Genomic DNA, 18,234 nt, shown 5'->3' with positions numbered 1-18,234 from the left:
TAGAGTGTGTCCGTACAGATAAGCGGTTCGCGGGTTCAAGTCCCGTTAGCCACCCCAGCAAGTCGCAGGGCGTCGACCTCGGTCGGCGCCCTGCGTGCTTTGCAGGATCATGCCCCGGGCAGCAGGCCCTTCTTGACGCTCGTGGCGACGACGTCCGCAGCGATCCTGCGGGCCTGGGCGGAGTCCGGTCCGGGTGCGGCCGGCATCAGGGCGGCGCGGTAGTAGCGCAGCTCGTCGATGCTCTCGAGGATGTCGGCGAGCGCGCGGTGGCCGCCATTCTTCTCGGGGGACGCGAAGTACACGCGGGGGTACCAGCGACGGGCGAGCTCCTTGATCGAGGAGACGTCCACGATCCGGTAGTGCAGGTGCCCGACGAGCTCGGGCATGTCGCGCTCGAGGAAGGCCTTGTCGGTGCCGACCGAGTTGCCCGCCAGCGGGGCCTTGCCCGGGTCGGGGACCCACGTGCGCACGTACTCGAGCACCTGGGCCTGCGCGTCGGCGAGGGTCACGCCGCGCTCGAGCTCGGGGAGCAGGCCCGACGTCGTGTGCATGGTGCGCACGAAGTCGCCCATCTGGGCGAGCGCCTCCGGCGGTGGCGCGATGACGACGTCGACCCCCTCACCGAGGATGTTGAGCTCGGAGTCGGTGACCACGGCGGCGACCTCCACGAGGGCGTCGTGGACCAGGTCGAGCCCGGTCATCTCGCAGTCCACCCACACGATGCGGTCGGTGCTGGACTGGAGGCCGCTGGCGGCGGTGGTCGCGGTGGTGGGTGCGTCGTCGGAGGTGCTCGTCACGTCGACAGACTAGGACCCGTGAGGGGTCACCGGTCGCCGCTCGACGGGGGAAGGCGTGTCCCCGCCCTCTCGTCGGCGGCGGTGGGCGGCCCCGGCACCGGGGGAAGCGTGGCCGCCAGGGCCGTCGCCGCGACGACGAGGACGGCCGCGGCCGCTCCGAGCGCCCGCGCCGCCTCCCACGAGGTGCCCGCCCACAGCGTCGCGCCCAGGACCACGCCGCCGGCCAGCGCCCCGAGGGCCGCCCGGCCGAGCCAGCGCAGCGCAGCACGCCCCGCCCTGGCGTACCAGGGTGCCCGGGGGACCGCGGCGCGGCCGTCGTGGCGGCCCATCACGCGCGGCGCCCGCCGGCGGCGGGGACGCGGGCGGGCGTGAGCACGGGGTCATGGTGCCACGGCTCACGCCGTGGGCGCCCACGTCGACCTGGCGGACGGGCCGCGGACGCCGGACCGCCGGGCCGCCGGATCCGGTGGCCGGCCGTGGGCGTCTCCCCGTGGTCTGGCGTCGGGTTCGCGCACCGGCTGCCGCGTCGACCGGCGGAGCAGGTCGACCTGGTCCCGGCGATGGACCTCGTAGGTGCTGAGGGGGTGCATGGTGTCCTCCTGCGGACATGACGGGGCGCACCCCCTCGCGGGGGTGTGCTCGTGGTGGATGGGTACCTCCAGGGCACCAGAGGGGCCCGCGCGCTGTCACCACATTTCCGGCGTCGTGGCGGCCGTGGCAGGATTCCAGGCGTCCACCGGTGGGTCGCCCGCCGACGCATCCCGCTGGAGGTGACGTGACGTCGCGAGAGCCCGCGCCGCCGGTCGAGGAGCACGAGGACGTCGTCGCCGCCGCACCGGACGAGACGGCCGCCCCGGGCGCGGCCACCGAGCCCGACGCGGAGACCGCCCGGGACGAGGTCGACGCGGCGGACGAGACCCCCGAGGACACCGCCCGGGACGCGGCCACGTCGAGCGTCGACTCCCCGCGGGTCTCGCGCCGCGAGCGCGCTCGCGGGGTCGCGCGGACCTGGGCGCTGCCCGCGGGCGTCGGGCTGCTGGTGGCGGCCGTCTACACGGTCTACTCGCTGGTCCAGTGGCAGGCGTTCGTCGTCCGGTCGTGGGACCTCGGGATCTTCACGCAGCTCGCGTCGCGCTACGCGGCGTTCGAGGCGCCGATCGTCCACATCAAGGGTCCCGAGTACCACCTGCTGGGCGACCACTTCCACCCGCTGCTCGTGCTGCTCGGCCCGGTGTACGCGGTCTTCCCGCACGCGTTCACGTTGCTCGTCGTGCAGAACGTGATGTTCGGGCTGGCCGCCGCGGTGATCACGCGCGCGGCGATCCCGCTGCTGGGACGCGTCGTCGGCGTGCTCGTCGGCGTCGCGGCCGGCCTGAGCTGGGGTCTGCAGTACGCGGTCGATGCGCAGTTCCACGAGATCGCGTTCGCGGTCCCGCTGCTGGCCATCGCCCTCGTGGGAGTGCTGCGCGAGCAGTGGCGCACGGCCGTCGTCGCGGGGGCGCTGCTCGCCCTGGTGAAGGAGGACCTCGGGCTGACGACCGCCGTGCTCGGGGTGGTCCTCGCGTGGCGCTCGCGGCGCCCCGCCATGCTGTGGCTCTCCGCGTGGGGCGTCGGGGCGTTCGTGCTCGCGACGCGCGTGGTGCTGCCCTCGCTGAACCCGGACGGGGAGTGGGCGTACGGGTCCAGGCTCGACCTGGCCGCCGCGTTGTCGGACCCCCTCGCGCTGTACGCGCCCGCCAAGGGCTACACGCTGTGGCTGCTCGTGATCGTCACCGGCGCGATCGCGCTGCGCTCGCCGTTCGTGCTGCTCGCCGCCCCGACCCTGGGGTGGCGCTTCCTGTCGGCCGAGCCCGGCTACTGGGAGCCCACGTGGCACTACAGCGCCGTGCTCCTGCCCATCGCGTACGTGGCGATGCTCGACGGCATCGATCGTGCGCGGCGCGGGCGGGTGCGCTGGCTGCGGCGGTACAGCCGGTACGCGCCGGTCGTGGGGCTGACGGCGTCACTCATGCTGATGTCGCAGCTGCCCCTGTGGCAGCTGACGAACCCGGGCTTGCACTTCGGTGCGCCGCGCGAGCAGGCCGCTCGGGACACGTTGGCTGTGATCCCGGACGGCGCCGTCGTCGAGTCGGACATCGGTCTGATGTCGTACCTCGTCGACCGCACGGACGTGTACTACCTGGGCAACCAGAACCCCGTGCCGGAGTACCTGGTGATCGACCGGCAGGGCGGTGGGACGCCGCAGGAGTGGGGCGACGTCCTGCAGGTCGCGCAGATGCTGCACCCGGAGGCGGCGTTCGAGCTGGTGCACGTGCAGGACGGGTACGAGGTGGCGCGGGTCGTCGAGGGCGGGTGACCGCGCCCGGCCACGCGGACCCCGACGGCCGACATCGTCAGCGCTTCTCGTCCGCGCGCAGGGTGCGAGCGTGCTCGGGGCGCAGGAGCGGGGGATGGAGCGTCCGGACGCCCTCGGTCCGGGCCTCGAACAGCGCGGCGGGCCGCCCCCGCCCCTGAGGCGGCCGCACCTCGTCGGTTTGCGCCGGGCGCACGAGGCCGGTCGTCTGCTGCACCCATCGGCGGAAGTTGGAGCGGTCGAGCCGCACGCCCCACACGGCCTCGTAGACGTGCTGGAGCTCGCCGAGCGTGAACGTGGGCGGGCAGAACGCGGTGGCGAGCGACGTGTACTCGATCTTGGCCGCGACCCGGTCGAACGCGTCGGCGAGGACGCGCGCGTGGTCGAACGCCAACGCGGGCGCGTCGTCGACGTCACTGTCGTGGTTGCCGCCCCGCAGCCCCGGCAGGTTGAGGTCGTCGACGTCCCACCAGCGGGCGTTGCGGGCGTCCGAGCCCGCCTGCGGGTCCGGGAGGTCGGGTGCGAAGGCGACGTGCGCGACCGAGACCACCCGCATCCGCGGGTCCCGGCCGGGCGTGCCGTACGTGCGCAGCTGCTCGAGGTGCCAGTCCGTGCGGGTCAGGCCCGTCTCCTCCGCGAGCTCGCGCCACGCGGCGTCGGCGATGTCCTCGTCGATGTCGACGAACCCGCCGGGCAGGGCCCAGGCTCCCGCGTACGGGTCCGCCGACCGCGCGATGAGCAGGACCTTGAGCGCGCCGTCGCGCACCGTGAAGATCGCCAGGTCCACGGTCACGGCGAACGGCGGGTAGTCGCCGGGGTCGTAGCCCTCGGGCGCTGCGTGCCCGGCGGGGTCGGTGCCGCTCACCGCGACTCCTCGAGGCGGATCCGGCGGGCGGTCAGGTCGGTCAGCGCCTTGATCGCGGTCGGGGCCGACACCGCGGCCGTGAGGTCGGTCAGGACGGTGACGATGGTCGCGCCGCCGCGCCGCGCGTCCACGGCGGTCGCCGCGACGCAGAAGTCGGTGGCGATCCCCACGACGTCCACGCACGCGATGTTCCGGGCGAGCAGCAGACCCGCGAGCTGACGGTCGTCCGGGGGCTCGACGACGCGCCCCTGGAACCCCGAGTAGTCCTGCCGCGACTCGCCCTTGACGACGTGGACGGTGCGCTCCGGCAGCACGAGGTCCGGGTGGTACTCGGCACCCGGTGTGCCGGCGACGCAGTGCACGGGCCACGTCGTCACGTAGTCCGGGTCGCCGTCCGCGGCGAAGTGGCCGTCGTTGGTGTCCGGCAGGGGCGCGTGCCAGTCCCGCGTCGCGACGACGGTGTCGTACCGGTCGCCGCGCCGGCGCAGGTAGTCGGTGATGCGCGCCGCGACGTCGGCGCCGCCGGCGACCGCCAGCGCACCGCCCTCGCAGAAGTCGTTCTGCACGTCCACGACGATCAGTGCACTCTTCATGCTGTGGCTCCCATCAGGTTGCCGATGTCGGTCGGGTCAGCGGCCAGGCGGGGTGCCCGGTGCGAGGTCCAGGTCGGTGGCGGTCAGCTCGGTAGGCGATCTTGCGCCCGCCCGTGCCGCCCTTGCATCGTGAGCTCGTCGTGGTCGGTCAGCAGCGCGGTGCTGGGGACGTCGGGTCGAGTTCTTGTGGTCACGGTGACCACTGTTGCACCCCGAGATGCACCGCGCCAGCGATGATGGTCGAGTTGACCATAAAGAGTGACCGGTGTGAGCGGGTGTGCGCTCTGCTGTCGCGCGAAGGACACCGGGTCGGAACGGCGCCCGTCACCCGCGGCGCGGAGCAGCACCTCAGTGCGGCGCCCCCGGCAGGACTCGAACCTGCAACCTACGGATTAGAAGGCCGTTGCTCTATCCATTGAGCTACGGGGGCCAGTGGCGACCAGCGTAGTGGGGGTCCGTCGGGCGCCCTCCGGCGTGTCCGCGGACGACTCCGGCAGCAGACCCGTGACGTGTCACCCGCGCGCCGCGTTTGGCCTGGTCAGATGTGGGACCGACAATGGGTCCGTGAGTGCGCAGCCTGGAACCGTGCCTGCGCAGACGTCAGTGCCTGCGCCGGGTGACTTCGGCGAGCCGTCGGCTGCCCAGCAGATCCTGGCCCGGCCGCTCGCGCAGACGTCGCTGCTGGACGCGGTGCGCGATCTGCGCCGCGACGTCGAGGCCACGACGTTCCCGCTCGAGATCGAGGGTGTGGAGGAGGCGCGGGCGTCCCGTGGCCGCCTGGTCGACCAGCTCGACGAGCACCTCGTGCCGCGTCTGACCGAGCTGTCGGCGCCCGCCGTCGTCGTGGTCGCCGGCTCGACGGGCGCGGGCAAGTCGACCCTCGTGAACTCGCTCGTCGGGCGGGAGGTGAGCGCCGCGGGCGTCCTGCGCCCGACTACGCGTGAGCCCGTGCTCGTCCACCACCCCCTGGACACGGACCTGCTGTCGCACCACCCGGTGCTCGACGAGGTGCAGGCCGTCGCGTCCGACACCGTGCCACGCGGCATCGCGATCCTCGACGCCCCCGACCTGGACTCCGTCCTCGACGCCAACCGGGACACCGCCCACCGGCTGCTCGAGGCGGCGGACCTGTGGCTCTTCGTCACCACCGCGTCCCGGTACGGCGACGCGCTGCCCTGGCAGGTGCTCCGGTCGGCCGTCGAGCGCAGCACGTCCGTGGCGATGGTGCTCAACCGCGTGCCGGTCGCCTCGATGCCCACCGTCCGCGGTGACCTGCTCGACCGGCTGCGCGCGCACGGCCTGGCGGGGTCGCCCCTCTTCGTCATCCCGGACGTCGGCCCGCACTCCGGGCCCCTGACGCCCGCCGTCGTCGCGCCCGTCCTGCGGTGGCTGACCATGCTCGCCGGACCGGACCGGGCGCGCACGGTCGTCGCGCGCACCCTGCGCGGCGCGCTCGCCGCGCTGCGGCCCTGGGTCGACGAGCTCGCGGAGGCCGTGCAGGACCAGGCCGACGCGGCCGCGCGCATCGGGCAGACGCTCGACGAGGCGACGGCCGCGCCGGGCGACGCCGCCGCGGAGACGGTCCGCGCCGGTGCGGTGGCCGACGGCGCGGTGCGCGCGCGCTGGGCGCAGCTGGTGGCCAAGGGCGCGCCGTTCTCGCGGCTCGTGGGCCGCTCCGGACGCGTGCGCGGCTCCGCCCGCACGGCCCGTGCCCGTGGCGCCGCCGTCGCGCCGCTGATGGGCGACCTCACCGAGTCGACGACCTCCGTGCTGACCGCCGTCGGGCACCGGGGGAGCGCGGCGCTGCGGGCGGCGCTCACCGGCCCGTCGGCGCCCCCTGGTGGCGCGTCGGTGCTCGAACGCTGGCCGGACGGCGAGGCGTCGCGCGCGGCGGCCGCCGAGCGGGCCGCGCGCGCCTGGACCGGTGAGGGCGCCCGCGTCGTGCGTGTCGCGCTGGCCGGCAGCGGGGCGGACTCCCGGCGCCGCGCGCGGGTCGGCAAGGCCGTCGGCGAGGAGGCGCTGACCGCCATGGCGCTCGCGGCCGCGGCCGGCCTGGACGAGGCGGCGTCGGCGGTCCGCACGCTGCTCGGCCCCGCGGGTGACGACGTCGTGTCGGAACTGCGCGAGGACCTGGTGCGCCGTGCGCGTGCGCAGGTGGACCTCGAGCGGACCATCGCGGACCGCACGCTCGACGACCCGGACCTCGCAGCCGACGCCTCGTCGCGCCTGCGGCTGCGCCTCGCCGTCCTCAAGGGGCTGACATGAGCGACGACCCGACGAGCACCACGACGGTCCCCGTCGTCACCCGCGACGCGCGTCCCACGCGCGAGGTCCGCGTCCAGCCCGGTGGAGCCGTGCGTGGCGAGACCACGGCCGCGCTCGACGAGCGGGTCGACGCGCTCGACGGTGCGCTCGCAGTCGGCGGGACACGGTTCGACCCCGCCGTGGTGGTGAGCGTCGCAGCGACGATCGACCGCGTCCGTGAGCGTCTCGCGCTCGGGGTCGACCACACCGTCGTCGCGCTCGCCGGGGGCACGGGATCCGGCAAGTCGAGCCTGTTCAACGCCGTCAGCGGTCTGCAGTTCGCTGACGTGGGCGTACGCCGGCCGACCACCTCGCGCGTCACCGCGTGCGTGTGGGGCGCCGACGGCGGGCCGCTGCTCGACTGGATCGGCGTCGAGCCCGAGCACCGGATCGAGCGCGAGAGCGTGCTCGACGGCGACAGCGAGGCCGCGCTGCGCGGCCTGGTCCTGCTCGACCTGCCCGACCACGACTCGATCGCCCCCGAGCACCGCGAGGTCGTCGACCGGGTGCTGCCGCAGGTCGACCTGCTCGTCTGGGTCGTCGACCCGCAGAAGTACGCCGACAACGCCCTGCACTCCGGCTACCTGCGCCGCATGACCGGCCGGGACGCGTCGATGCTGCTCGTCCTCAACCAGGTCGACACCGTGCCGCCCGCCGTGCGCGGCGACCTGGTCCAGGACGTCCGGCGGCTGCTCGTGGAGGACGGGCTGCCGGACGTCGAGGTGCACGAGGTGTCGGCGGTCACGGCGGAGGGCGTGGCCGGGCTGCGCGCCGCCATCGCCGACGCCGTCGACCGTCGGTCGGTCGCCGCGGTGCACGCCGACGCCGAGATCGCCGACGCCGCGCGCCTGGTCCAGTCCCAGACGGCGGCTCGCGAACCCGCGCCGAGCGCGCTGGCGGTCGGCGTGGTCGTGGACCGGTTGTCCGCGGCGGCCGGACTGACCGCCGTCGGTGACGCGGTGGCGGCTGCCGTGCGCGGCGGCGCGGGCACACCGCCGCGGCTCGGTGAGGTGCACGCCGACGGTGTCGGGCTCGCGCGGGCGTCGTGGCTCTCGAGCGTCACGCAGGGTCTGCCGCAGCTCTGGGCGGCCGACCTGCGCTCGCGCGTCGCGACGACGGCCGAGCTGCGCCTGGCGGTGACGGACGCGCTCGCACACGTCCCGCTCGCCGCCCGACGCTCACGTGCCGCAACCGTGCTGCTGATCCTGGCGGCCGTCGCCGGCGCGGCGGGGCTCGTCGGTGCGGGGCTCCTGCTGGCGGACCGCCTCGGTGCCGCGACGCCGTGGCTGCCGGCGACGTCCCTGGTGGCCGGGCTCCTCGGGCTGGCCGTGCTCCTGCTCGCGGCGTCGACGATCGTGCGGCGCCGTGCGGCCCGCGCCCGGGGTGCACGTGTCGTCGCCGACGGCCGGGCGGCGATCGAGTCGGCAGCCCGCGTCCGGCTGCTGGCGCCGACCCAGGACGTGCTGGCCGAGCACCGGCACGCGCGCGAGCTCGCGGCGCAGGCGCTCGGCGAGAGCTGACACCGGCACCGGCGGACCACCGCCGGTGCGAGCCGACCACAGCCCCTGCGCTCGGCGCCCTCGTCCACCGATGCGTCCGCCGGCACCCTGCGCTGCCCGCTCCGCGGTCGACGATGGCGGCTCGACGCCCCGCGCTCGCGGGGCCACGGCAGACAGGGGACCACGATGGGAACGCACACCCAGGACGTGACGGTCGTCGGATGGGTCGGCTCCGACCTGCGCAGCTACCACCTCGACGGGGTCGGGGGAGTCCCGTACGCGCAGTTCCGCCTCGCGTCGACGCGCCGCGTGCTCGACCGGCAGTCCGGGGCCTTCCGCGACGGACCGACGCTGTGGTTCACGGTCAAGGCGTGGCGCACCGCAGCGGTCAACCTCGACGCGTCGCTCGCCAAGGGTGACCCCGTGGTCGTGGTGGGGCGCCTGGGGCAGTCGGAGTGGGTCGCGCCGGACGGCGCGCCGCGCACCGAGCTGGTGCTCGAGGCGCTGGCCGTGGGGCACGACCTGAGCTTCGGCACCACCAAGTTCCGTCGGACGCTGTCGGGACCGCGGCGTGCCCGCGAGGACCAGGCCGACGCGGTCCCGGACGACGTCAGCGGTCTGGCCGAGGCGCCCGACGGTCCCGGCCCGGTGCTCACCGACGACCCGTGGGCCTCCACCCCCGACGTGCCGTCCGCGGGCGACGAGCCGCCCGCGGACGAGTCGGACGCGGCGGCGGGCGAGGCCGCCCCGGACCTCGCCGGTGCCGCCGCGCCCGGATCGCGGGCCGAACGGGCGCTGGCCGGACGCGGGTGATCGCCTAGGCTGGTGGATCGGCACCCGGCGCCCGCGGCCGGGCCGTGACAGCGCGACTCCCTGCACGCACTCCCGTGCGTCCAGGGGCCGCGCGCCCCGGCCCCGCGGCACCACCAGAACCTACGAGGAGCGGACGAGCACTCAGTGGCTGAGTTCATCTACACCATGTACAAGGCGCGCAAGGCGCACGGCGACAAGGTCATCCTCGACGACGTCTCCCTCAACTTCCTGCCCGGCGCGAAGATCGGCGTCGTCGGCCCCAACGGTGCCGGCAAGTCGACGATCCTCAAGATCATGGCCGGCCTCGACCAGCCGTCGAACGGCGAGGCGCGTCTCTCGCCCGGGTACACGGTCGGCATCCTGCAGCAGGAGCCGCCGTTGAACGAGGAGAAGACGGTCCTCGGCAACGTCGAGGAGGGCGTCGCCGAGATCAAGGGCAAGCTCGACCGGTACAACGAGATCTCCGCCCTCATGGCCGACCCCGACGCCGACTTCGACACGCTGCTGGCCGAGATGGGTCAGCTGCAGGAGGCCATCGACGCCGCGGACGCGTGGGACCTCGACGCCCAGCTCGAGCAGGCGATGGACGCGCTGCGGTGCCCGCCGCCGGACGCCGACGTCACCGTGCTCTCGGGCGGTGAGCGCCGCCGGGTCGCGCTGTGCAAGCTCCTCCTGGAGAAGCCCGACCTGCTGCTCCTCGACGAGCCCACGAACCACCTGGACGCCGAGAGCGTGCTCTGGCTGGAGGCGCACCTCAAGGACTACCCCGGCGCCATCCTCGCCGTCACCCACGACCGGTACTTCCTCGACCACGTCGCCGAGTGGATCTGCGAGGTCGACCGCGGACGCCTCTACCCGTACGAGGGCAACTACTCGACGTACCTGGAGAAGAAGGGCGAGCGCCTGGCGATCCAGGGCAAGAAGGACGCGAAGCTCGCCAAGCGACTCAAGGACGAGCTCGAGTGGGTGCGGTCCAACGCCAAGGGCCGGCAGACCAAGTCCAAGTCGCGTCTCGCGCGCTACGAGGAGATGGCCGCCGAGGCGGACCGCACGCGCAAGCTCGACTTCGAGGAGATCCAGATCCCGCCGGGCCCGCGCCTGGGCTCGATCGTGCTGGAGGCGTCGAACCTCGAGAAGGGCTTCGACGGGCGCGTGCTCATCGACGGGCTCAGCTTCACGCTGCCGCGCAACGGCATCGTCGGCGTGATCGGCCCCAACGGCGTCGGCAAGACGACGCTGTTCAAGACGATCGTCGGTCTCGAGCCGCTCGACGGCGGTGACCTCAAGGTCGGCGAGACCGTCTCGATCTCCTACGTCGACCAGTCCCGTGGTGGCATCGACCCCAAGAAGACGCTGTTCGAGGTCGTCTCCGACGGGCTCGACTTCCTCAAGGTCGGCAACGTCGAGATGCCGTCGCGCGCCTACGTCGCCGCGTTCGGCTTCAAGGGCCCGGACCAGCAGAAGCCAGCGGGCGTGCTGTCAGGCGGTGAGCGCAACCGCCTGAACCTCGCGCTCACCCTCAAGCAGGGCGGCAACCTGCTGCTGCTCGACGAGCCGACCAACGACCTCGACGTCGAGACGCTCGGCTCGCTGGAGAACGCGCTGCTCGAGTTCCCCGGCTGCGCCGTCGTCGTCTCCCACGACCGGTGGTTCCTCGACCGTGTGGCGACGCACATCCTGGCGTACGAGGGCACCGCGGAGAACCCGGGCAACTGGTACTGGTTCGAGGGCAACTTCGCGTCGTACGAGGAGAACAAGGTCCAGCGCCTCGGTCCGGACGCCGCGCGTCCGCACCGCGTGACCTACCGGAAGCTGCGCCGCGACTGACCCGCGGTCGACGACGGCCCGGACGAGCACTCCTCGTCCGGGCCGTCGTTCGTCATGGACGGGTCGACAGGTGGCCGGGCTGCCGGTCGGGCAGACTGACGGGCATGACGGACCCCGAGGTCGACGACACGACGGAGCCCGAGGTCAGCGGCTCGTCCGTGACGTCCGACGGGGCGGTGAGCGGGCTGCTCGACGCGCTCGAGCGCCTGCAGCAGCGGCTCGCGACGCTCGCGCTCCCGCTGGAGGCGCCCGGTGTCGCCGAGGCGCGTGCCGACCGGGCCGCCGCGCTCGCGCAGCTCGACGACTACCTGCTCCCGCGCCTGCGGGCACGCTCGGCGCCCCTGCTCGTCGTCGTCGGCGGGTCCACCGGCGCCGGGAAGTCCACTCTCGTCAACTCGCTGCTGGGCGTCCAGGTCTCGGCGCCCGGCGTGCTGCGCCCCACCACCCGGGCGCCCGTCCTCGTGCACCACCCCCTGGATGAGCGCTGGTACTCCACCGACCGCGTCCTGCCCGGTCTCGCACGTCTCACCGCCGCACCCGTGACGGGCGACGCGCCCGCGGGCAGCGGCGTCGCCGACACGGCGCGGGCCCTGCGGCTCGTCGCGTCCCCGGCGCTGCCGCGCGGGCTGGCGCTGCTCGACGCGCCCGACGTCGACTCGGTGGACGTCGAGAACAGGCGCCTCGCCGCGCAGCTCCTCGACGCGGCCGACCTGTGGCTGTTCGTCACGACCGCCGCGCGGTACGCCGACGCCGTCCCGTGGGACCTGCTGCACCGGGCGGCGCAGCGGCACGCGCAGGTCGCCCTGGTCGTCGACCGCGTCGACCCGGGGACCGAGGAGGTCGCCGCCGACCTGCGGCGGATGATGGACGAGAACGGCTTGCCGGACGCGCGGCTCTTCCTCGTTCCCGAGTCCCCGCTGGTCGACGGGCTGCTGCCCGAGTCGGCCGTGTCCGACGTCGCGACCTGGCTCACGGCGCTGGGCGCGGACGCTCCCGCACGTGAGGCGGTCGCGCTCGCCACCCGGGACGGCGTCGTCGGCGACCTGGCCCGGCGCGCGCAGGTGCTCGCCGACGCGGCGGACGTGCAGGTCGCCACCGACCGTCGGCTCCGCGAGGTGGTGGCGGCCGCCTACGCCGACGCGGCGACGCACGTGCAGCTGGCGACGTCCGACGGCGCGATGCTGCGCGGCGAGGTCCTGGCCCGCTGGCAGGAGTTCGTCGGGACCGGTGAGCTGCTGCGCTCGGTCGAGCAGGGCGTCGGCCGGCTGCGCGACGCGGTCACGGCGTTCTTCCGCGGCACGCCGACGCAGGCGCCGCGCGTCGAGCAGGCGATCGCGCACGGCCTGACGGCCGTCGTGCTCGACGCCGCCGACGCGGCCGCCGAGCGCACGCACGCCGCGTGGCGCGGCGACCCCGCGGGCGCTGCGCTGCTCCCGGGTCTGGACCTGGCGCGCGCGTCGACGACGCTGCGGGCCGAGGTCGACGCGCAGGTGCGCGGGTGGCAGTCGGACGTGCTGGAGCTCGTGCGGGAGCAGGGCGAGTCGCGGCGGGGGACCGCCCGCTACCTGTCGTTCGGGGTCAACGCGGCCGGCGTGAGCCTCATGGTGCTCGCGTTCGCGTCGACGGGCGGGTTGACGGGCATCGAGGTCGGCATCGCCGGCGGTACCGCGGTCGTCGCGCAGAAGCTCCTGGAGGCGGTCTTCGGGGACGACGCGGTCCGTCGGCTGACCACCTACGCGCGCGAACGCCTCGACGCGCGCGTCGACGGCGTGCTCGCCCGGGAGGCCGAGCGGTACACCGCGCAGCTCGACGCGCTGGGGTCCGCCGACGTCGACGCGACCGCGCTGCGTGCTGCGGGCCGGGACGTCGAGCGGGCGGCGAGCGCCGAGCGGTCGGTGCGCCCGGAGGCGGTCCCCGGCTCGGCTCCCGCAGTGAGCAACGCCCTGCGCGGTGCAGGCGCGTCCACCGGTGCGGCAGGCCCGCGACGCGACGCACCGCACGGGGCGGACCGCGACCAGCCCGACGCCCGGCGTCCCGGGTTCTGGCGTCGGCTGCTCGGCGGGACGCAGGACGACGCATGAGCCTCACCCTCGACGAGCGCGTGGGCGCGCTCGACGCCGCGCTGGACGCCGGAGACGGCCGGTTGCCCGCGACGCTGGTCACGCAGACGCGCGACCTGCTGGCTCGGGTACGCGAGCGCGCCGGGCTGTCGGCCGAGCACACCGTGGTGGCGCTCGCGGGTGCGACCGGCTCGGGCAAGTCGTCCCTGTTCAACGCGCTCGTCGGCGCCGACCTGGCCGGTACGGGGGTGCAGCGTCCGACGACGTCCCACCCGCTGGCCGTCGTCGTGGGGGACGACCCGGACGGTGACGGGCCCGCCCGGCTGCTCGACTGGCTCGAGGTCGGGCGTCGTCACGCCCTGCCGGCCGGGCCGCCCGGCGCGCCCCCCGACGGCGGTCAACGGCGCGGGGCCGCCGTCCGCGGTGCCCGGCTCGCCGACGGACTGGTGCTGCTGGACCTGCCCGACCACGACTCGGTCGTCGTGGAGCACCGCGTGCGGGCCGAACGGCTGGTGTCCCGTGCCGACCTGCTGGTCTGGGTCGTGGACCCGCAGAAGTACGCCGACGCCGCGCTGCACGAGCGGTACCTGCGCCCGCTGGCGGGGCACGACGACGTGGTCGTGCTCGTCCTGAACCAGGCGGACCGGCTCAGCGCGGGCGACGTCGACTCCGTCCTGGGCGACCTGCGTCGGCTCGCCGCCGCCGACGGCCTGGAGCGTGCCCGGGTCCTCGCCGCGTCCGCACGGACGGGCGCCGGTGTCGACGACCTGCGGGCACTGGTCGCGCAGGCCGTCGAGCGACGCGAGGCGACGAACCAGCGCTTCGGTGCCGATCTGCGCGCCGCGGCCCGTGGCGTCGCGGACGCCTGCGGTCCGGAGCCGCGCGGCCGCCGCCGTGACGTGGCCACCGACCGGCTGCTCGACGCGCTCGAGGACGCCGCGGGCGTGCCGACCGTGGTCACGGCCGTGCGGCGGTCGGCGGTGCGTCGCGCCGGCGCCCACACCGGCTGGCCCCCGGTGCGCTGGCTCGCCCGGCTGCGTCCTGACCCGCTGCGGCGGCTGCACCTGGCGCCGCGGTCCGCCGCGGAGGCCGACGTCACCCGCACGTCGCTGCCCCCCGCCGGGCCTGCGCAGCGGGCGACGGCAGCGACCGCCGTGCGCGACCACGCGGACGCCGCGCTGGCAGGGGCACCCGACACGTGGGTGCTCGCGGCCCGCGCCCGCCTCGACACCGCCGCGCTGCCCGACGCCCTCGACCACGCGGTCGCGCGCACCCCGCTGCTGCCCCAGCGTCCGGTCTGGTGGTGGCGCGTCGCAGGGGCGCTGCAGTGGCTCCTGCTCGCCGCCGCGGTGACCGGTGCGCTGTGGCTCGGGGGGATCGCGCTGCTGGCGTACCTGCAGCTCCCGGACCCGGTCACCCCGGTGTGGGGCCCGGCGCCCGCACCGACCGTCCTGCTGGTCGGCGGTGTGCTCGCCGGTCTGCTGGTCGCGGCGCTCGGGGCCCTTGCCGGTCGGTTGGGCGCGCGTGCCCGCGCGCGGGCGGCCCGCCGGCGCCTGCGGGCGTCCGTCACGGAGGTCGCGCAGCGGCTCGTCCTGACGCCGCTGGCGGCGGAGACCGACGCGCTGGCCGCGTGCCGTCGGCAGGCCGCACGGGCCGCCGGCCGCTGAGGACGGCCGACGGCGGAACGTCAGCCCGCGCGGCGCTGCCAACCCGCGGCGATACCCGTGGGTCGGAAGCCGAGCGCGACGTTGATGGCGAGCATGTGCTCGTTCTCCTGCGCGTTCCAGGTGTGCAAGCGTCGATCACCGGGCCGCCAGGCGGTGTATGCCTCGAGGTTGATGCCCTTGACCAGCATGCCGAGGCGTCGTCCGCGGTGGTCGGCCAGGACGAGCGTGTCCCCCTGGAAGCCGAACGGGACGTCCGGGGCGGGGATCGCCAGCTCGGTGAACGCCGCGAGCGTGCCGGTCGGCACGTGCTCGGCGGCGGTCAGCAGCACGCGCTGGTGCTGCTGGGCACGCCTCGCCAGGTGGTGTCGCACGCGGGCAGCGTCCCAGGGGTCCTCGCCGAGGTCGTAGCCGGCGTTCGGCGCGTCCGTGCTCATGCGGGTCCACAGCACGGCGAGGGCGTCGAGCCACGTGTCGGGAACGGTGTCCCACCACGTGTGCGCGCGGTACTCGTCCCCGGCGTGCGTGCGGGCGTCGGCGAGCAGGTCCGCTCGCACCGACGGGTCGCCGGGCAGCCTCAGGACGGAGTGTCGGACGACCTGCTCGAGGTGGAACCCGTGCCGCAGCGCGAACCGCGCAGCGGGAGCGTCGGCGGGCACGCGGCCCGCGCCGGTCGGGGCGTCGAGCGCCCCCGGGCCGGACGGCGGCTCGGGCGCGTGCCCGGACCACCCGATGACGGTGTGCCTGCCGTGGTCCGACATGACGCGCTCGGCGTGACGCAGCAGGGCCGTCCCGATGCCGCGGCGCTCATGCCCGGGCCGCACCTGCAGGTAGACCTGCGCCATGTGCGTGTTCTCGTGGCGGGGCATGTTGACGGTGACCGTGCCGAGCACGTCCTGCGCACCGGTCGGCGCCTCGGCCGCGACGGCGACCGCCAGGTGCTGGATCGCGTACTCCTGGTCGGCGTACTGGGGCAGCCGCACGTGCAGCGGGGCCCACAGGTCCGTCCAGCCGTAGCGCGCGAGCTCGTGCGCGTGGTCGATGTCGCACAGCGCCTGGTAGGCCCAGGCGTCGGGGTGGTCGAGGTCGGTGGGTGCGGGCGGCGCCTCGACCACCCGCCAGTCGCTCGTGGTGCGCATGGGCCAGCATGGCGTGCGCGGTGGCGGCAGCGCGAGGCCGATTTCCGCCACGACCCGCGCCGGGGCGACGATACGACCTGGCGCGGGACCGAGCGCCGGGGGCTCGAGGAGGACGCATGGCCAGGATCACGGTGCCGGTGCAGCTGCGCTGGTCCGACATGGACGCGTACGCCCACGTCAACAACGTGGAGATGCTGCGCCTCCTGGAGGAGGCCCGTATCGAGGTGTTCTGGCGCCACCCGGAGGGCCCGGACGGCACGGTCCCCGACGGCGCGCGCCCGACGGCGGTCCTCGACGCGGGGCCGGGTGCCCTGACGTCGACGCTCGTGGCCCGTCAGGAGATCCAGTACGTGCGTCCCCTGCCGTACCGGCGGGCACCCGTCGTCATCGAGCTGTGGCTGGGGCACCTCGGCGGCGCGAGCCTGGACGTCTGCTACGAGGTCCGCGACGCGCCGACGTCCGTCGAGGGGTCGGTCGTGTTCGCGGTCGCGACCACGACGATCGTGCTGGTCGACACCGCGACCGGGGCCCCGCGCCGCCTGACCGCGGACGAGCGTGCGGTGTGGAGCCCGTACCTGGAGGACCCCGTCGTCATCCGCCGTCGCGCGTGAGGTCGGTCCGCGCGCGCTCGGCGCGCTCGGCGGCGCGTGCGACGTTGCGCTGCATGCCACCGAACACGACGCCGTGGAACGGGTACACCGCCCACCAGTAGAGCTGCCCGCCGAGCCCGTGCGGGTGGAACAGCGCGCGCTGCGCGAAGACCACCGGCGGGCTGCGCCACGCCGCAGGGTCCCACGACCCCTCGGCGTCGTGCGGGCCCGGGCCCGCCTGCGGCAAAGCCTCCGCGCGGGTCACGGCGCCCTCGGCCGGTTCGACGCGCAGCTCGAGCCACGCCAGGCCCGGCAGGCGCATCTCGGCCCGCAGCCGCAGCATGCGTCCGGGCACCAGCTGCTCGACCCGCCAGAAGTCCACGGCGTCGTCGAGGAGCAGCCGCGCCGGGTCGCGACGCCCGCGCCGCAGGCCCGGCCCGCCGACGACGCGGTCGAGCAGGCCGCGCACGCGCCACGCCAGGGCCCACGAGTACCAGCCGCGCTCACCGCCCACGGCCTCGACGACGCGCCACAGCGCGGCCGGTGACGCGTCGACCTGCACGCGCCGCTCGTCGACGTACAGCGAGCCACCGGCCCAGTCCGGGTCCGACGGGAGCGGGTCGCTGGGTGCGCCGGGGGGAGCCGCGGACGACCAGCGTGTGCTGACCGTCGCGCCCTGGACGCGGGCCAGCGCGAGCCGCACCGCGCGGTCGAACCCCACGAGGCCGCCGGGCGGGTCGGGCACGTGGTCCGCGATGTCGTGCTCCTCGCAGACGACCTCGTGGATCAGCGACTCGACGAGCGGCCGCGCCAGGCCACCGGGCACGGGCGTGACCAGCGAGACCCACAGGCTCGACAGGCGCGGCGTCAGCACGGGGACGGGCACGATGACGCGCCGGGGGAGGCCCGCGATCCGGGCGTAGCGCTGCATCATGTCGCGGTAGGTGAGCACGTCGGGCCCGCCGATGTCGAAGACGCGGGACACGTCGCGCGGCATGGCCGCCGCACCGACGAGGTAGCGCAGGACGTCGCGGATCGCGATCGGCTGGATGCGGTTGGAGACCCACTTCGGCACCGTCATCGCGGGCAGTCGCTCGGTGAGGTAGCGCATCATCTCGAACGACGCGGACCCCGAGCCGAGGATCACCGCGGCGCGCAGCACCGTGGTCGGCACGCCCGAGGCCAGCAGGATCTCGCCGACCTCGGTCCGGGACGCCAGGTGCGGCGACAGCTCCTCACCCCGCGGCGACAGCCCGCCCAGGTAGACGATGCGCCCGACGTCGGCGTCGTGAGCCGCCTCCGCGAACGTCCGCGCTGTGGACCGGTCCCGCTCCTCGAACGTCTTCCCGGTCCCGAGGGAGTGGATGAGGTAGTACGCGACGTCGACGCCCTCGAGCGCGGCCCGGATCTGCGCGGGATCCGCGGCGTCGGCGGCGACGACCTCGACCGAGTCGTACCAGGGGCGCCCGCGCAGGCGGTCGGGGTGCCGGGCCACCGCGCGCACCCGGTACCCCGCGGCGAGGAGCTCCGGCACCAGGCGCCCGCCGACGTAGCCCGTGACGCCGGTGACCGCCACGAGGGGAGCGTCGGGGCGGGGACGCCCGTCGGGCCCCGGCCCCGGCACCAGTCCGGCGAGCGTGCGCGCGACGGGCTCGGGGGCGAGGTCCGGCTCGGACGCCCTGCCGGGCTCGGGCGCGGGGGCGGGCGCTCGGCCGGCGCTGTGGCTCATC

The 18,234-nt window shown here is 75.2% G+C and carries 14 protein-coding genes and 1 tRNA gene; 8 read left to right on the top strand and 7 right to left on the bottom strand.

Going from position 1 to position 18,234, the window contains the following annotated elements; translation table 11 throughout:
* Positions 1-107: 107 nt before the first annotated feature.
* Positions 108-797, bottom strand: coding sequence for an oligoribonuclease (gene orn / locus IR158_RS03445; RefSeq protein ID WP_291809531.1), 690 nt, complete (start codon positions 795-797; stop codon positions 108-110).
* A 26-nt stretch (positions 798-823) separates the two neighbouring features.
* Positions 824-1,126, bottom strand: a complete 303-nt coding sequence (locus tag IR158_RS03440) for a hypothetical protein (protein WP_291809528.1) — start codon at positions 1,124-1,126, stop codon at positions 824-826.
* Between the two features lie 446 nt (positions 1,127-1,572).
* On the opposite strand from IR158_RS03440, the gene IR158_RS03435 reads away from it, so the two are divergent.
* A complete protein-coding gene (locus IR158_RS03435; RefSeq protein ID WP_291809526.1) occupies positions 1,573-3,153 on the top strand; it encodes a DUF2079 domain-containing protein in 1,581 nt (526 codons plus the stop codon).
* A gap of 37 nt (positions 3,154-3,190) precedes the next feature.
* Here IR158_RS03435 and IR158_RS03430 read toward each other — a convergent pair whose 3' ends face one another.
* From IR158_RS03430 to IR158_RS03420, 3 genes are all read right to left on the bottom strand, one after another.
* Positions 3,191-4,015, bottom strand: coding sequence for an NUDIX hydrolase (locus tag IR158_RS03430; RefSeq protein ID WP_291809523.1), 825 nt, complete (start codon positions 4,013-4,015; stop codon positions 3,191-3,193).
* Positions 4,012-4,608, bottom strand: coding sequence for an isochorismatase family protein (locus IR158_RS03425; RefSeq protein WP_291809522.1), 597 nt, complete (start codon positions 4,606-4,608; stop codon positions 4,012-4,014). The genes IR158_RS03430 and IR158_RS03425 overlap by 4 nt, the downstream gene beginning before the upstream one ends.
* Positions 4,609-4,965: 357 nt before the next feature.
* A tRNA-Arg gene (locus tag IR158_RS03420) sits at positions 4,966-5,038 on the bottom strand.
* Positions 5,039-5,193: 155 nt separating this feature from the next.
* On the opposite strand from IR158_RS03420, the gene IR158_RS03415 reads away from it, so the two are divergent.
* The 6 genes from IR158_RS03415 to IR158_RS03390 all read left to right on the top strand — a co-directional run bounded on the left by IR158_RS03415 (position 5,194) and on the right by IR158_RS03390 (position 14,778).
* Positions 5,194-6,873 (top strand): dynamin family protein, encoded by a 1,680-nt coding sequence (locus tag IR158_RS03415; RefSeq protein ID WP_291809520.1) that lies wholly within the window; start codon positions 5,194-5,196, stop codon positions 6,871-6,873.
* On the top strand, positions 6,870-8,432 hold the full coding sequence (locus tag IR158_RS03410) for a GTPase (RefSeq protein WP_291809518.1): 1,563 nt from the start codon (positions 6,870-6,872) through the stop codon (positions 8,430-8,432). The genes IR158_RS03415 and IR158_RS03410 overlap by 4 nt, the downstream gene beginning before the upstream one ends.
* Before the next feature lie 165 nt (positions 8,433-8,597).
* Complete coding sequence (locus IR158_RS03405; RefSeq protein ID WP_291809516.1) at positions 8,598-9,224, top strand: single-stranded DNA-binding protein; 627 nt, start codon at positions 8,598-8,600, stop codon at positions 9,222-9,224.
* Between the two features lie 144 nt (positions 9,225-9,368).
* Complete coding sequence (gene ettA, locus IR158_RS03400) at positions 9,369-11,051, top strand: energy-dependent translational throttle protein EttA (RefSeq protein ID WP_291809513.1); 1,683 nt, start codon at positions 9,369-9,371, stop codon at positions 11,049-11,051.
* Positions 11,052-11,155: 104 nt separating this feature from the next.
* Positions 11,156-13,132, top strand: a complete 1,977-nt coding sequence (locus IR158_RS03395) for a dynamin family protein (RefSeq protein ID WP_291809511.1) — start codon at positions 11,156-11,158, stop codon at positions 13,130-13,132.
* The gene (locus IR158_RS03390; RefSeq protein WP_291809509.1) at positions 13,129-14,778 is read left to right on the top strand and encodes a GTPase; all 1,650 of its coding nucleotides are present in this window, start codon (positions 13,129-13,131) and stop codon (positions 14,776-14,778) included. The genes IR158_RS03395 and IR158_RS03390 overlap by 4 nt, the downstream gene beginning before the upstream one ends.
* A gap of 20 nt (positions 14,779-14,798) precedes the next feature.
* Here the strand turns inward: IR158_RS03390 and IR158_RS03385 are convergent, their stop codons facing one another.
* Positions 14,799-15,914 carry a GNAT family N-acetyltransferase gene (locus IR158_RS03385; RefSeq protein WP_291809507.1) on the bottom strand — a complete coding sequence of 372 codons (1,116 nt, stop codon included), beginning with the start codon at positions 15,912-15,914 and terminating at the stop codon, positions 14,799-14,801.
* Positions 15,915-16,030: 116 nt separating this feature from the next.
* Here IR158_RS03385 and IR158_RS03380 point away from each other — a divergent pair, with 116 nt between their 5' ends.
* Complete coding sequence (locus IR158_RS03380) at positions 16,031-16,525, top strand: thioesterase family protein (RefSeq protein ID WP_291809505.1); 495 nt, start codon at positions 16,031-16,033, stop codon at positions 16,523-16,525.
* Here the strand turns inward: IR158_RS03380 and IR158_RS03375 are convergent.
* Positions 16,506-18,233 carry a DUF2867 domain-containing protein gene (locus tag IR158_RS03375; RefSeq protein WP_291809502.1) on the bottom strand — a complete coding sequence of 576 codons (1,728 nt, stop codon included), beginning with the start codon at positions 18,231-18,233 and terminating at the stop codon, positions 16,506-16,508. The two genes, IR158_RS03380 and IR158_RS03375, sit on opposite strands and share 20 nt — an antisense overlap.
* Position 18,234: the final 1 nt, after the last annotated feature.

The sequence above is a fragment of the Cellulomonas sp. genome (genome assembly GCF_015234515.1).
Taxonomy (GTDB): Bacteria; Actinomycetota; Actinomycetes; order Actinomycetales; family Cellulomonadaceae; genus Cellulomonas.
The sequence above is the reverse complement of the archived record's forward strand: the minus strand, read 5'-3'. Positions and strand labels throughout refer to the sequence as shown.

Coding starts and splice junctions, on each gene's coding strand:
- IR158_RS03380 (WP_291809505.1), top strand. CDS start 16,031: ATGGCCAGGATCACGGTGCCGGTGCAGCTGCGCTGGTCCGACATGGAC.
- IR158_RS03395 (WP_291809511.1), top strand. CDS start 11,156: ATGACGGACCCCGAGGTCGACGACACGACGGAGCCCGAGGTCAGCGGC.
- IR158_RS03375 (WP_291809502.1), bottom strand. CDS start 18,233: ATGAGCCACAGCGCCGGCCGAGCGCCCGCCCCCGCGCCCGAGCCCGGC.
- IR158_RS03405 (WP_291809516.1), top strand. CDS start 8,598: ATGGGAACGCACACCCAGGACGTGACGGTCGTCGGATGGGTCGGCTCC.
- IR158_RS03440 (WP_291809528.1), bottom strand. CDS start 1,126: ATGGGCCGCCACGACGGCCGCGCCGCGGTCCCCCGGGCACCCTGGTAC.
- IR158_RS03390 (WP_291809509.1), top strand. CDS start 13,129: ATGAGCCTCACCCTCGACGAGCGCGTGGGCGCGCTCGACGCCGCGCTG.
- IR158_RS03385 (WP_291809507.1), bottom strand. CDS start 15,914: ATGCGCACCACGAGCGACTGGCGGGTGGTCGAGGCGCCGCCCGCACCC.
- IR158_RS03410 (WP_291809518.1), top strand. CDS start 6,870: ATGAGCGACGACCCGACGAGCACCACGACGGTCCCCGTCGTCACCCGC.
- IR158_RS03425 (WP_291809522.1), bottom strand. CDS start 4,608: ATGAAGAGTGCACTGATCGTCGTGGACGTGCAGAACGACTTCTGCGAG.